9 protein-coding genes are annotated in these 12,088 nt (G+C 71.6%); 3 read left to right on the forward strand and 6 right to left on the reverse strand.

Annotation, left to right across the window (positions count from 1 at the left end):
- Nucleotides 1–17: 17 nt before the first annotated feature.
- The 3 genes from rpsJ to ACFU53_RS06200 all read right to left on the reverse strand — a co-directional run bounded on the left by rpsJ (nucleotide 18) and on the right by ACFU53_RS06200 (nucleotide 1,815).
- Entirely contained in the window at nucleotides 18–326 is a 309-nt protein-coding gene (gene rpsJ, locus ACFU53_RS06190) for a 30S ribosomal protein S10 (RefSeq protein ID WP_003948644.1), read from the reverse strand.
- 408 nt (nucleotides 327–734) lie between these two features.
- Nucleotides 735–1,058: a hypothetical protein gene (locus ACFU53_RS06195; protein WP_383986520.1), complete on the reverse strand. Its 324-nt coding sequence runs from the start codon at nucleotides 1,056–1,058 to the stop codon at nucleotides 735–737.
- A gap of 40 nt (nucleotides 1,059–1,098) precedes the next feature.
- Nucleotides 1,099–1,815, reverse strand: coding sequence for a YoaK family protein (locus tag ACFU53_RS06200; protein WP_383986522.1), 717 nt, complete (start codon nucleotides 1,813–1,815; stop codon nucleotides 1,099–1,101).
- Between the two features lie 164 nt (nucleotides 1,816–1,979).
- Here ACFU53_RS06200 and ACFU53_RS06205 point away from each other — a divergent pair, with 164 nt between their 5' ends.
- Together ACFU53_RS06205 and ACFU53_RS06210 are read left to right on the forward strand one after the other, a co-directional pair.
- Nucleotides 1,980–3,653: an RNA ligase family protein gene (locus tag ACFU53_RS06205; protein WP_383986524.1), complete on the forward strand. Its 1,674-nt coding sequence runs from the start codon at nucleotides 1,980–1,982 to the stop codon at nucleotides 3,651–3,653.
- A gap of 6 nt (nucleotides 3,654–3,659) precedes the next feature.
- The gene (locus ACFU53_RS06210) at nucleotides 3,660–6,491 is read left to right on the forward strand and encodes a poly(A) polymerase (RefSeq protein WP_383986526.1); all 2,832 of its coding nucleotides are present in this window, start codon (nucleotides 3,660–3,662) and stop codon (nucleotides 6,489–6,491) included.
- Between the two features lie 9 nt (nucleotides 6,492–6,500).
- Here ACFU53_RS06210 and ACFU53_RS06215 read toward each other — a convergent pair whose 3' ends face one another.
- The gene (locus tag ACFU53_RS06215; protein WP_383986528.1) at nucleotides 6,501–7,331 is read right to left on the reverse strand and encodes a hypothetical protein; all 831 of its coding nucleotides are present in this window, start codon (nucleotides 7,329–7,331) and stop codon (nucleotides 6,501–6,503) included.
- Nucleotides 7,332–7,473: 142 nt separating this feature from the next.
- Between ACFU53_RS06215 and ACFU53_RS06220 the strand changes: the two genes are divergently transcribed.
- The gene (locus ACFU53_RS06220) at nucleotides 7,474–7,653 is read left to right on the forward strand and encodes a hypothetical protein (RefSeq protein ID WP_383986530.1); all 180 of its coding nucleotides are present in this window, start codon (nucleotides 7,474–7,476) and stop codon (nucleotides 7,651–7,653) included.
- 61 nt (nucleotides 7,654–7,714) lie between these two features.
- Here the strand turns inward: ACFU53_RS06220 and ACFU53_RS06225 are convergent, their stop codons facing one another.
- Nucleotides 7,715–8,785 carry an endo-1,4-beta-xylanase gene (locus ACFU53_RS06225; protein WP_383986532.1) on the reverse strand — a complete coding sequence of 357 codons (1,071 nt, stop codon included), beginning with the start codon at nucleotides 8,783–8,785 and terminating at the stop codon, nucleotides 7,715–7,717.
- A 13-nt stretch (nucleotides 8,786–8,798) separates the two neighbouring features.
- Complete coding sequence (locus ACFU53_RS06230) at nucleotides 8,799–11,954, reverse strand: glycosyl hydrolase 115 family protein (protein ID WP_383986534.1); 3,156 nt, start codon at nucleotides 11,952–11,954, stop codon at nucleotides 8,799–8,801.
- Between the last annotated feature and the right edge of the window lie 134 nt (nucleotides 11,955–12,088).

The following is a 12,088-nucleotide window of genomic DNA, read 5'->3' on the forward strand; positions in this document are numbered from 1 at the left end:
TCTCAGACCACCGGCCTTCAGAGCTTGATCTCGATGTCGACACCGGCCGGGAGGTCGAGTCGCATCAGAGAGTCAACGGTCTTGGGGGTGGGGTCGAGGATGTCGATCAGGCGCTTGTGCGTGCGCATCTCGAAGTGCTCGCGCGAGTCCTTGTACTTGTGCGGCGACTTGATGACGCAGTACACGTTCTTCTCAGTGGGCAGCGGCACCGGGCCCGCGACCGACGCACCAGTGCGGGTCACCGTCTCGACGATCTTCTTCGCCGAGGAATCGATGACCTCGTGGTCGTAGGCCTTGAGCCGGATGCGGATCTTCTGTCCCGCCATGGCTACTCAGTAGTCCTTTGTCTGGTTTAACGCTCTGGAACCCGGTGTTCCTTGACCCGCTTCTCCGACCCACGCGGTCGGGTGTGTCGCGCTTCCACTCACACAGATGCCCCTTGTTCGAGCATCCCCTGTCCGGGAAACACGGCCCTTCCGGAACCGCAGGCCGGGAGCAGAAGCCCACCGGGTGCCTGGCCGGCGCCGCACTGACACTTCCCGAAAGATTCCCGTACGTCCGTCCCAGCGCTGCCATCAGGCAGTTGGGACGACGAGTACTGTGGGACTCGCTTCCGGTCCTCCCGGCGGGAGGCGCGCAGCATCAACACTCGACCGAGCAACCCCGCTAGTCTGCCATACAGCCCAGCACCTCCGCCAATCGAGCCGGAGAGATTACCCCGAGAGTGACGCAGGTCAAACCCGGGAGCCGCTGCCGCCGTTCGGGGCGTCGACCCGGACGTCGTCCGATGTGTCGTGCGGGGTGTCGTGCGGGGCATCGCTCGCGTTGTCGTGCGGGGCGTCGCCGGCGCTGTCGTCCGGGGAGTCACCCGATGTGTCGGGAAACACGTAGCGGACCCCGAGCATGATCGCGCCGAAGGCCGCCAGCGCCAGCACGGTGCGCAACCATCTCATCCCCCCGGTCCAGTCCTGGGGTACACCGAGGGCGCACCAGAAATCAACGGCTATTCCGGCGAGAATGAGGGCCGCACCGACGAGGCGGCTCGCTATGAGAGTCATGCGGCCATGATCCCCAGCGGCTTCGTGGGGGCGTCTCGATTCAGCCGGGCTCCGACGCGCGCTGTCGCGGCGTCGCCCAGTAGACCGCGCCCAGGACCAGGACCAGCGCGGCGGGCAGCAGCAGGACCACCGCCGGATGCACCTCCTCGTGCAGGAGCCAGGCGCCCAGCAGGCCGCCGGTGAACATCGCGCCGACCGAGGCGAGGCGGCGCCCCTCGTCCCCGGAGTGCGCCCCGATGCGGGTGTCGGGGATCGGGGGCAGGCCGCTGAGGAGCGCGGTCAGGGCGCGGGTGGACACCGTGGTGGGCACGTCCGCGACCCGTGCCCGCAGGGTGGTGACGTTGCGTACGCCCATGGCCGCTGCGACCAGGGCGACCACCGCGAAGTGCGGGCCGTCCGCCGGGGCGCCCGGTGCGTCGACACCGGTGCGCCAGGCGACCAGTCCGCCGAGCCCCAGCAGCAGGGCCTCGCCGATCAGCGCGGGCACGAACCAGCGGCGGCCGTGGGCGTCCACGCTCGACTCGAACCGGGAACCGAGCACCGCGCCGACCGCGAACCCGGCGAACGAGACGCCCGCCGCGGCCGGGGACAGACCGGCGGCGCCGGTGAGCGCGAAGGAGAGGAAGAGGAGGTTCCCGGTCTGCACGGCGGTGAACACCGGGCCGAGCACGAGGAAGCTGACGGCCTCGATCATGCCGGTCGTCAACGTGAGCGCCACCATGATCGAGGTGAGCCCGACGCCCGCTCGGTGCTTCATACAGGGACCTGCTTCACAACGAGGCCTGCTTCACAACGGGGCCTGTTTCATGCCCGGGCCTGGTTCATAACGGGACCCTAAGCCGCCCGTAATCCGCTCGCCCGTCCCCGCCCCGCGCTCCTACGCTGATCAGGTACGTCGGCTGTCACGGGGGAACGTTCACCATGCGCACGCACTATCCGCGGACCAGGCATCTGCCCTGGTCCCCCGGCGCCACCGCCGACGATCTCCGGGTCACCGGCCTGTCCGGCCTGCGCGGTCGCGAGGTCGTCGTGACCGAGAAGCTCGACGGCGAGAACACCACGCTGTACGCCGACGGCCTGCACGCCCGCTCGCTCGACTCCGCCCACCACCCCTCCCGCACCTGGGTCAAGGCGCTCCAGGCCCGCATCGGCCACGCCATACCCGAGGGCTGGCGGGTGTGCGGGGAGAACATGTTCGCCCGCCACTCCCTCCCGTACGACAACCTGGACAGCTGGTTCTACGGCTTCTCGGTGTGGGACAGGGACGGGCGCTGCCTGGGCTGGGACCGGACGGTGGCCTTTCTGCGCGGACTCGGGGTTCCCGTGCCGCGTGTGCTGTGGCGGGGCCTGTTCGACGAGCGGGCGTTGCGCGGCCTGCGGCTGGACCTCGGACGGCAGGAGGGATACGTCGTTCGGGTCGTGGACGGCTTCGGCGCGGAGGACTTCGGCACGTGCGTCGCGAAATGGGTGCGGGCCGGGCACGTACGGACGGACACGCACTGGATGCACGCGGCCGTCGTCGAGAACGGGCTGGGCGCCCAGGCCCCGCTGTGGGCGGTGCGTTCCGGCGCGCCCGCCGACGCCGACGCGCTGGCGGAGGCCGTCGGGCTGCCCGGCGAAGGGGACCGGAAGGCCGTCGCCCGCTTCGACCCGGCGGGGCGGACCGGGGACGACCGGCTCGTCGGCGTGCTGGCCGCACTGCTGCACGACCACGACCAAGGCGGCCGGCGGGCACGGCTCGCGGCGCGGCTGGCCGGGGGCGTGGGCATGCCGCTCGCGCGCCGGGTCGCCGACCTCGTGGGGCTGCACCCCGCACTGCACCGGCCGTATCCGGACCAGGACCGCGGGACCGGCCTGGCCCGGCTGTCCCTCACCGCCGATCTCGGTCTGCTGCACGCGGTCGCCCGCGCCACGGCGGCGACGGACGAGGCGCGCGAGCAGGTGGAGTGGTCGGCGCTGCACGCCGAGGAGGTCCGGGCCCTGGACGAGGCAGCCCTGCGGGAGGCCTTCGCCGGGCTGTCGCCCGACGCGGCCGTCCGCTGCCGGGCCGAGGCGCGGGAGGCGTACGCGCGGGGGCGCGTCGTGAGTGTCGAGGAGGCCGTGGCCGCGACGTGGCGGTGGCGGTCGGGGGCCTTCCCGAGGCTGATCCAGCTGGTCGGGCCCGCGGGCAGCGGGAAGAGCACGTTCGCGCGGGGGCTCGGGGGCGTGGACGCGTACGTATCGCTGGACGATCTGCGCGAGGCGCGCGGCGCACGCGCCGACCAGCGGGCCAACCCGGACGTACTGCGCGCCGGGCTCGACCGGCTGGACGGCGCGCTGGCCGCAGGCGGGACGACGGTGTGGGACGCCACCTCGCTCACCCATCAGCAGCGCTCGCTCGTGCACACGGTCGCTCACCGCCGCAACGCCCTGATCACCCACGCCGTGGTCCTCATCGACGAGGACGAGCTGACAGGACGCAACACCCGCCGCGAGCACCCGGTACCGCCCGAGGTGCTCGCCGCCCAGCTGCGCCGCTTCGCCCCGCCGTATCCGGGCGACGCGCACCGCACCTGGTACATCGGGGCGAGCGGGACCATAGAGGAAGAGGTCTGAGGAACCGTGCGTACGAGCGAGGAGATCTATCACCGGGTGCGCTGGGACGCGCGCTTCGACCCGGCCCGCTTCGTGCTCGGCATCCTTCAGCGGGGCGCCGCGCCCAAGCGGGTCCCGCTGCCCGCGTTCGTGCCCGGCGGCGAGATCCCGTGGCACCGGGTGCTGTTCTTCGAGGCGGACGGCGAGGTGGTCTGGGACCGGGGCACGGGGGTGGACCGGATCGACGCGACGAAGGCGGGGCGCGTACGGGAGGCCCGTCTGCTCCGAGCGCCGTTCTTCACGGCGCGCACGCCGTATGCGTGGGACGGGGAGGGGTGGGCCCCCGTGACTCGTTCACCGCGCGGGGCCGCGTCCGTCTCCGTGTCCGGCTCCGCAGGCGTACGGGTGCTGACCTGGAACACCCTCTGGGACCGGTACGACGCCGACCTCATCGACAGCGCCGGGCGCAGGCCGTTGCTGCTGCGGGCGCTGCGCGACGCCGATGCGGACGTGATCGCGTTGCAGGAGGTCGAGGCGGAGCTGCTGGCCATGCTGCTGCGCGAACCCTGGGTACGGGCGGACTGGACGCTGGGGACGGACCCGCGCGGGCGGGACGTGGACGAGTGCGGTCTGCTCATCCTGAGCCGGTTGCCGGTCCGCGAGGCCGCGTTCCACGCGCTGGGCCCGCACAAGGCGGTGACCTCCGTCGTGGTGGAGACGGCCACGCGGCCCCTCGTCATCGCGGCCACCCATCTGAGCAGCGACCATTCCGAGAACGGTGCCGGTCGCCGCGCCTCCGAACTGGCCCGGATCGCCGAGGGCCTGGCGGCCCTGGACGCCGATCTCGTCCTGTTGGGCGACTTCAACGACGGCGGCGACACACCCCAGGTGACGCTCGGCATGCGGGACGCGTGGAGCGAGACGCACGGCCCGGACGACAGGACGCCGACCTTCGACCCCGGCATCAACCCGCTGGCGGCGGTGTCGTCCCTGACGGGGCGGGTGTCACGGCTGGACCGGGTGCTGGTGCGCGGGCGGGGTCTGGGGGTGCGGTCGGCCGAGCTGTACGGGGACGCGCCCTCGCCGGACGGGCTGTACATCTCGGACCACTACGGCGTACGGGCGGAGGTGGGACCTGACGCCCCGGGCACCGCCTTCGCGTGCCTCGACGTCCGGCCGACCGCCCGTACGGCACTGGCGTGGCTCCCTCCCGAGGAGCTGTGGCCGCCGCTGCAGGACATCCGCCGGGAGCACGACCCGCAGATCCACCGCTGGCCCCCGCATGTGAACCTGCTCTTCGGCTTCGCACCGGAACACGCGTTCGAGCAGGCGGCCTCGGTGCTCGCGACGGCCACGACGGCTCCGTTCGAGGCCCGGCTGGAGGGCGTGCACTGGTTCGGCCACCGGGACGACGCGACCGTGTGGCTGGACCCGGCGGCGGACGGCGAGGAGCACTGGGCCGAGCTGCACAGCACCCTCGTACGCCACTTCCCGCACTGCCGCGGCCGGCACTCCGGCTTCACCCCGCACCTGAGCCTGGGCCGCACCACCGACCCGAACACCCTGGCCGCCGCCTGCGCGGCCCGGCTCGCCCCCATGCCGGCCAGGGTCGGCGAGCTGGCGCTGCTGTCGCGACGCGGGGACGAGCCGATGCGCGTACGAGGGACGGTGAGCCTGGGGACGGGAGAGGTGCGCTGGCACGACGAGCCGGCGCCGGCCGAGATCGGCGGAACCGCCGACGCCGCCGTGGCCGACCGGGTCACCCGCCTCCTCACGGACACGTTCCCCGCCGGCGTCGTAACCGTGGTCGGCTCCCGGCGCATGGGCTGCGCGCTGCCCGGCGCGGATCTGGACCTGGTGGCGGCGCTGCCCGGAACGGTCGAACTGGCCACCGTACAGGCGAAGTTGAGTGAAGCGACGCGTGAGGCCGCGGAGGTGCGCGAGGTGGTCGGCGCACGCGTACCCGGTCTGCGGCTGCGGCTCGACGGGCTGGCCGTGGACCTGGCCGTCGTGGCCACCGGGTCGATGGACCCGGCGCAGGCGGTGGACCGCCGGGCGGAACTGGGCGAGGCGGCGGCGATCGCGCTCAGCGCGGTGAGCGACGCGGATGCGGTGGTGGACTCGGCGGGCTCCCACGGGCCGGCCTTCGCCCGGTTGGCCAGGCAGGTCAAGGCATGGGCGAAGGCCCGGGGCCTGGACTCGGCACCGTTCGGCGGCCTGCCGGGCCTGGCCTGGTCCGTCCTGGCGGCCCACACCGCGAGCGAGGCGGGCGGCCTGCCGCAGGCCGATCTCCTACGGCACTTCTTCGCGACGTGGGCGGCATGGGACTGGCGCGAGCCGGTGGGAGTCCCCGTAGGCACCTCCGGCCGCTTCCCCCTCCCCTTCCCTCTCCCCCTCACCATCACGACGCCCTCGGCCCCGGTCCGCCCCTGCACGGACCAGGTCACCGAGGGCATGCGCGACCTGATCACCCAAGAGCTGTTCCGCGCCTGGGAGTTGCTGGAAGCGGGAAGTCCGTGGGCCGAACTCCTCACCCCTCCCCCACTCCACCGCCGCCACGCCGCCTGGGCGATCGTGACGGTGGACGGGGGTGGAGGAGACGGCACGGACGGGGCCGCGGACGAGGGCCGGGTACGGGGCAGGATGCGGGCCCTGATCACGGACCTCGCCGAGGCGGCCCCCGAGTGCCACGCCTGGCCCCGGCCCTTCACCACGAACCCCGCCCGCTACGCCATCGGCCTGGGCCCGACCCCACCGACCACAGCCGACCTGACCGCCGTGGCGGAACGCAGGCTGCGGGGTCTGGCGGGGGTCACGCTCACGAGGGCCGAGGGCGGCGAGGTACCGACGCTCCGCTGAACGCGGAGGTCAGCGCACGTCGACGTAGTCCGCCGCGCTGGTGGCGACGCCGGTCGTCGAGTTGCCGTAGTACACCCAGCGGTAGGAACCGTCGGTGGAGGCGGTGACCGTCGTCCTGAGTGCACCCGTGCTGCTGGTGGTGGCTTTCTTGACCGTCTTGAAGGTGTCGGTGCCCTTGGCGCGGAACTGGAGGCTGGCGGTGCGCCCGCTGTAGGCGCCGAACTTCTTCGTGCTCCAGTTCGCCCGGGTCAGCTTGCCCGTGACGGTGATCTTCTTGCCCTTGGCGACCGGCTCGGGCGTGGCGTTGACGGTGGCCTTGGCCGCGCGCTTGAGCTGGACGGTATTGGACCGCTTCTCGGTCTCCCCGGCCTTGAGGCCCCCGCTGGCCTTGAACAGACGGAGCGACACGGCGACCTTCCACGTAGTGGCGTCGTTGTTGGAGTCGACGTGCTCCTGGCTCGGGTGCGGGTCGATGTAGAGGTTGCCCTCGCAGCGAGCGTGCCTGGAGTCGATTTCGTAGCAGGTGTAGCTGCCCGGTCCGATGAAGTTCTCTCCGGTGTCGGCGGCCTTCTTCAGGTCGCCCCGGTAGAGGAACGGGTACGCGCTCCAGCTGCCCGCCGTTCCCTCGACGCTGTACCCGGCCGGCAGCGCCAGGTTGAACGTCATGGGCGGCTCCACCTCCTTCGTCGTGCCCACCACGATCGGCTTGCCGTTGTTGATGACGATGTCCGACACGGTGATACCGGTGTCCGCCGCGTGGGCCGCCGGCGCGTTCAGCACCGAGAGACCCAGCGCCCCCACGAGCGTGGCCACCGCGACGGTCCGTCTGCCTGACTTCATTCACACCTCTTTCAAAAGGGCGCGGATATGGAAGGCGGCAGATTACCAATGACGTGATCACGCCCTCCCGGCCGCCCAGCGGTGTAGGCCCAGGGCGCGGAGAATCGGGCACCCCCGGGTGCCGTCACGACCATGGCAGTCTGTGAGCCCTGTGCGGAGCCAGGTCCTGGTGTGGGCCCGGGACATCGAGATCGCCCGCCGTCCACGCCTGTCCGCCCGCCACACTCACGCGAAGAGCAACCTGGAACACGAGGATCCGGGAAGCCCTGCGGGAGCTGAGCGCGCCGTCCTGGACGAGGCGATGAAAGCCTTCCGCGAGTGAGCTGGAAGTGGGAGTACGCCTTCGGCGCGGAGGAAGCCGCCGCCCCGGCTTCTGAAAGCCATCACCAGCGCCCCGCCGCCAGCCCCTCCCGCAACGCCCCGTACGCCGCCTTCCGCCCGTACTCCTCGTCCATCGGCGTCGCCGCCCCCTGCCCGCCGAACACCCCCGGCACCCACGAGTACTTGTCCGTGTAGCCCCAGACCGTGAACGACGTGCAGCTCCGCGCCCCCAGGCAGGCATCCAGAAGCCGCCGGTAATAGCTCGCCTGGGCCGCGAGCTTCGCCTCGTCCACCGGCAGGATCATCCGCACGTCCACCTCCGTGAACGCCGTCCGCATCCCCAGCGCCTCGAAGCGGGCGAGGTTCTCGGCGACCTGCCCCGGGAAGCCGTACTGGATGGCGAGATGCCCCTGAGCACCGAAGCCCTGCACCGGCACGCCCTCCGAACGCAACCGCTTCGCCAGTTCGTAGTACGCCGTGGACTTCGCGTTGACGCCCTCCACGTTGTAGTCGTTGAGGAAGAGCTTGGCCCTGGGGTCGGCCGCGTGGGCCCAGCGGAAGGCGTCGGCGATATAGGAGGGGCCCAGCTGCTGCAACCAGATCGAGTTCCGCGGCGAGCCGTCCTCCTCGAAGATCTCGTTCACCACGTCCCACTGCTGGATCCGGCCCTTGTACCGCTTCACCTCCGTGGTGATGTGGGCACGGAGGATCCCGCGCAGCTCCGCCGAGTCGATCGAGCCGTCCGCCACCCCGCTCGTCAGCCAGCCCGGCAGCTGGCTGTGCCAGACCAGGGTGTGGCCGCGGACGACCTGCCCGTGAGCGCGGGCGTAGCGGACGAGGTCGTCGGCCGGCTTCCAGTCGTAGACGCCCCGCCGCGGCTCCACCGACTCCCACTTCATGACGTTCTCGGCGGTGACGGAGTCGAATTCGCGAGCCGTCGTTCTGCGGTACGTGCGGTCCTCGGCCAGCGCGGTCATGTCCACGGCCGTACCGATGCGTACGCCGGCCCGGTCGGCGAGCTTCCTCAAGGACGGGCCGTGCGCCGAGGCCGGCTGCACGGCCACCGTCGTGGACAACAGCGCCCCGGCGACCAGCGCGAGCACGGGCATGCGGAAGCGGTTCGTATGTCTCATCCGTGGTCCTCTCTCAGATCCGGTGGCTCTCCAGCGGCCCCAGATACGTCGGCGTCAGCCCACCCGTGTCGATCACCAAGCGCTGCAACACCACCGTCGGGTCGACCATCCAGAACTTCAGCCGGTGCACCCCGGGCCCGGCGATCGCGTGTCTGGTAGCCGTCACGTTCACGTTGTCCGACGTGTTGCGCGCCCACTGCCTGTTCATCACCCCGTCGTCGGCCCCCGTCACGGCGTTGATGTCGACGACCCGCGGAGCCCCGGAGTCGAAGGACACGGCGTACCGCAGCCCGCCCGTGGCCAGCGCGGGGTTCCGAGGTGAGACGTACGCCCAGACCGTCACCTCATCCACGGCCGACAGCACGCTGACCTCGTACTCCAGGCGCGGCCCGCTACCCCCCGGCGTCTGCCGAGCAGCCGTCACCGGCCACGGGGTCACCCCCGCCCCCGTACGCCCGATCCGCTCGATCCGGCGCCAGCGCACCCGCCCGTCGGACGACCCCACGGCCCGCGCGTAGTGCTCCGCGTCGATCGCCACATACCCGCCCGCCTCGACGAACCCCCGCAGCCCCCGTGCCTCCCGCGCCGACGGCTTCTCCGCGACGGCCTTCACCGTCACCGCCGCCCCAGCCCCGGACACCGTCAAGGCGGCTTCCGCACCCCCCGTCGGCACCCGCCCCCAGTCCACCCGCACCCCCACCCGCACCTGTTCCTCGACCCGCCCCCGAGACCGCTCCACCACCAACCACGGCACCGACGACTCGATCCGGTACGAGAAGGGCGTACGCCCCCGGTTGAAGATCTCCACATACTGCTGGGGCCGCGTCTGGTACGGGCTGAACACCGGCAGCACCGCTTCCTTCGAGGAGCCGGGCCACCACTCCCCCGAGTCGTCCGCCCCGTCGACCGCGACCCCCAACTCCGCCGCCTCCGGCACCTCGATCCGCCGCACCTTGGGGAAGATCTCGTCCGGCAGCGCCACGTTGTCCTTCTCCGGCTGCTGCCACCCGGCGTTCGGGCCGTACCGCTCCACATCCCCGTACCCGATGTGCGGCTGCGTCTGGAAGCCCCGCCACTTCCCGCCCGCCACCTCGGAGTTGAAGCGATCGGCCAACGCGAAGTCGCGTGCCAGGCCGGCCTCGGCGGCCTCCGCGCGGCCGTTGGTGGCCGCCCGCCCCTGGCCCGCGTACAGCAGGTTCTCGAACTCGGCCTCCCGCAACCCGTACAGGTTCGCCGTCGCCAGCACCGCGTACCCGACCAGCTCGAACCACGCGTCCCGCACGCCCTCCGGAAGCCCCCGCGCCACCCGCTCGGCCCGTTTCGCCAGCGCCCGCCACTCCTCCGTGACCCGCTCCAGCTCACGATGGCCGAAGTAGAAGGGCGTCTCCTGGTCGTCGTGGACGATCGCCCGCTCGTCCTTGGTGGGGTCCTTCGTCCCGTCGAGGGTGATCCGGCGGTTCAACAGCTCCGGCTTACGACGGGCCTGGAGCTGCCCGTACGCACCCTGCACCTCGGCGATCTCCGCCGCCGCCTCCGCCCCGAAGCTCTGCCGCGCGAACCCCCGCTCCCACTCCCCCAGGTTCTCCAGCCCCCAACGCCCCGGATTCCAGGCGTAGTCGAGGAAGAACTCGGTCGGCAGCTCGTTCCCCTTCAGGTCGCCGACGTTCACCACCCACAGCCCACGGTTTCCAAAGGAACTCGCCTGGTGCAGCTGCTCCCACAGGTTCGCGAGGTTCGCCGTGTCGACCCACTTGTAGTTGCGCCCGACCCCGACGTAGTCGAAGTGGTAGTACAGCCCGTAACCCCCGGGTCGTACGGGCTCCCCCGGGTCCGGATGCTTACGGATGTTCCCCCAGTTGTCGTCCGTGAGGACGACGGTCACGTCGTCCGGCGCCCGCAGCCCCCGGTCCCAGTACCGCTGGACCTCCTTGTAGAGGGTCCACACCTGCGGAGTCTCCTCCACCGGCCGGCCGGTCACCTCGGCGATGATTCCCCGCTGGGTCTCGATGATCTCCCGCATCAGCTCGATGCCGTCACCGTCCGGCAGACTGGTGTCGCCGTTGCCGCGCATCCCCAGAGTGACGACGCCCTCGAAGTCCTCATCGACCATGCGCCGGATGCCGTCCCGCCAGTACGCCCTGATGGCCTCGGCGTTCCGGCGGTACGACCACTCCCCGGTGCCCCCGTAGGGGTCCCGCCCGGGGGTCACCACATTGCCCGCGCTGTCCCTCACCGCCGGCACCGCATGCCGGTTCCACTCCTCGATCCCCCGCATCATGGGCGCCTCATGGGACGTGCCCATGACAATTCCATAGTGTTTCGCCCGCGCGTGGTTCTCCGGATCGTCCTCGGCGAAGGCCCGCCCCCACACCGCCGGCCAGACGTAGTTCCCCTTCAGCCTCAACAACACCTCGAAGACCTTCGCCCAGAAGTCCGCGTTGAAGCCCCCGGGATGCCCCGGCGCCTTCCCGGGCCCGAAGTACGCCGGCGCCCACGTCCCGAGCGCCGGGTTCTCGTCATTGATGAAGACGCCCCGGTATTTCACGGCCGGCGTCCCCTGGCTGAAGCGCCCCGGCCGCACGTACACCGCCTCACGCCGGACCGGCGGCACATCGTCCCACCAGTACCAGGGCGAGACACCGAGGCCGTACGAGACGTCGTACGCCCCGAAGATCGTGCCGCGCGGGTCGCTGCCCGCCACGACGAAGGCCCGCTTCACCCCGGGCATCGGCCGCTCGACGACCGTCTGCAACGAGGTCTCCCACTTACCCCGCACCCCGCCGACGTCCAGCTTCCCGGCGGCGATCAACCCGTCGATCAGCGGGCTGCGGCCGATGGTGCCCACCAGCACGACCTCGGGGCCGATCGTGCCCCCCGGCCGCACCCCCGTCACCCGCTCGATGTCGTCCCGCAGATCCCCCGCGACCCTCACCACTCCGGGGTGATCCTCGGGGCTGACCACCACCGGGACACCGACCAGCGGAAACCCACCCGGTACGGGCGAGAAGGAGAGGTACGCCCCGGGGTCCGTCGCCCGCGGAGCCCCACCCCCGGCAACCGCCCCGGCCACCCGACCGTCCGCCCACGCACCCCCGGCCTGCGCCGACAGCACCGGCACCGCGGCGATCCCGGCCCCGAGAACACCCCTGCGGCTGACGTACCCAGACATGCCACACTCCTCCACCCGGTATTTGGTCAGCGGCATGACAAATAGTGAAGGGAGTGACCGGCGGGGGGAATGGGTCGTAACCGTCGAATAGTTTCGAAGCGCTCCCCTACGGGGGCACAGCGAAGAGGCCCGTA

The organism is Streptomyces sp. NPDC057474 (assembly GCF_042802555.1).
Classification (GTDB): Bacteria; Actinomycetota; Actinomycetes; order Streptomycetales; family Streptomycetaceae; genus Streptomyces.